Here is a 2,213-nt window from a genome sequence, read left to right as displayed (position 1 = left end):
CGAGTTCTTTATTGCGTTTTCTGAGTTGAATCAGTTCCCGTTGTTCATCTGTCATATTATCAACAGACTTGAAGGAACCCGTTAGTTTGGCTTGTCTGACCCACTTATCGAAGGTTGAGGGCGTTAACTCATATTCTTTGATAAGCTCACTTCGTTTCATTCCAGCATTGTGGAGGTCAACAATTTGTTGCTTAAAATCATCGGTGAAGTGGCGACGTATTTTTCTAGACATATCTGTTCTCCTGTTTTCTTTAGTGTAGAACACTTTATAAATTCTGTCTAGTTTAGTGTAACCGATTCAAAGAATCCCTAGAACGCTATCTCGTCACACTATTTAGTGATTACAACTTCAAGCAAGGACAACGAATCCACAAAGGTTTTGGCCAATGTACGGACACACTTGAAAGCCTATTTGATTAACAATATCAGCTTTGCTAGAGTGTTTACACAAGATTATTGACAGACTCAAATCATAAAATAAACCTATAAAAATATTAAAAAATAGTATAATCAACTTTTAACTTATTTTTTGATAGATTCTCAATTTTATCGGATGATTTACGAATATATAGTTGAGGACTAAATAATCTTTGAGCCTTTCTTGATAGGCTAGTTTCGATTTAGTGATTGCTTGCTACACGATTTAGTGACGTTTATTTGGTTAATACATTTAGAAGATGAGAGAGGCAAATGACAAAGGTAACATTTTATTCAAAAGTAGGAATTTCGGCAGAAGAACACGATGCTTTTGTAACACAACATGAGCAAGTCAATTTGCTACAGAGTAGTGATTGGGCTAAGGTTAAAAACCAATGGGAAAATGAACGGATTGGGATCTACAAAGGAAATCAGCAGGTTGCTTCTTTATCTCTGTTAATTAAACCATTACCTCTTGGGATGACTATTATTTATATCCCTAGAGGACCAGTCATGGACTATGGGGATTATGATTTGGTAACCTTTACGATGAACACACTCAAAGATTACGGTAAATTGAAAAAAGCTTTATTTATTAAATGTGATCCTGCGATACTTTTAAAACAATATTCGCTAGGTCGAGAAGGAGAGGAAAAATCAACTGCTTTGACAGCTATTGAGAATCTAAAGAAGGCAGGTGCTCATTGGACAGGTTTGACGACAGCTATTGCAGATAGCATCCAACCCCGGTTTCAAGCTAATGTTTATCCTGAGAAGGACCATCATCTCACCTTTCCAAAACACACCAGACGTCTGATGAAAGATGCTATGCAGCGTGGGGTAAGAACTTATCGTGCCACGCCATCAGAGATTGAACAGTTTTCAGCAGTTGTTTCATTAACAGAAAAACGAAAAAATATTTCCTTACGTAATCAGGCTTATTTTAAAAAGTTAATGGCAATCTATGGCGATAGAGCTTACTTACATTTGGCCAAAGTCAACATTTCACAGCAATTGACACACTATCAGCAACAATTAGCAGTTGTTAATGAGGAGATTGAGCTTACTCAACCACATCAAAAGAAACGACTTAAGAAATTAGAAGAACAGAAAAGTTCTTTGGAACGTTATATTGTTGATTTTGAAACTTTTGGGACAAGCTCACCTGAAGATGTTGTTATAGCAGGGATTCTTTCCATTTCTCATGGAAATGTCATGGAGATGCTTTATGCCGGAATGAATGAGGCGTTTAAAAAATGCTATCCGCAATATCTTCTCTATCCTAAAGTCTTTCAAGATGCTTATCAAGATGGGATTATTTGGGCGAATATGGGAGGTGTAGAAGGAACTCTTGACGATGGATTAACAAGGTTCAAGTCTCACTTCTCTCCTGTTATCGAAGAATTTATAGGAGAGTTTACACTTCCTGTGAGTTCACTGTATGGCCTTGCTAATATGCTTTACACTTTCCGGAAACGGTTAAAACATAAGCATTAAAAAAGAGCTCGTCAAAGTATGTACGGACCCCAAAAAGTTGGACAATAAATCTAACAATTGGGGTGGACTTGGTATAATAAAGTAGACACAAAATTAAGTGGAAACGAGGAAAAGTCATTATGCCAAGAAAAACCTTTGATAAAGCCTTCAAACTCTCTGCTGTAAAACTCATCCTTGAGGAAGAGCAGTCTGTAAAAATGGTTAGTTCAACTTTAGAAATTCATCCCAATAGTCTTTATCGATGGATTCAAGAATATGAAAAATATGGAGAAAGTGCGTTCACAGGACACGGGAGCGCA

General features: G+C 36.7%; 3 protein-coding genes. 2 read left to right on the top strand and 1 reads right to left on the bottom strand.

Annotation, left to right across the window (positions count from 1 at the left end):
* Positions 1–232, bottom strand: a 232-nt coding sequence (locus ACYTR8_RS10240; RefSeq protein WP_142996899.1) for a transposase, incomplete at its 3' end; no start/stop codon positions are given.
* 458 nt (positions 233–690) lie between these two features.
* On the opposite strand from ACYTR8_RS10240, the gene ACYTR8_RS10235 reads away from it, so the two are divergent.
* Positions 691–1,914 carry a peptidoglycan bridge formation glycyltransferase FemA/FemB family protein gene (locus tag ACYTR8_RS10235; RefSeq protein WP_479642113.1) on the top strand — a complete coding sequence of 408 codons (1,224 nt, stop codon included), beginning with the start codon at positions 691–693 and terminating at the stop codon, positions 1,912–1,914.
* A gap of 119 nt (positions 1,915–2,033) precedes the next feature.
* Positions 2,034–2,213 (top strand): transposase (locus ACYTR8_RS10230; protein WP_479642112.1); only part of this gene is annotated, 180 nt, incomplete at its 3' end.

The sequence above is a fragment of the Streptococcus sp. F2 genome (assembly GCF_056500955.1).
Note: the sequence above shows the minus strand (reverse complement) of the source record. Positions and strands in the feature narration are given on the sequence as shown.

Bases quoted from the DNA above. Each gene is read 5' to 3' on its own strand.
- ACYTR8_RS10235 (WP_479642113.1), top strand. From the start codon at position 691: ATGACAAAGGTAACATTTTATTCAAAAGTAGGAATTTCGGCAGAAGAA.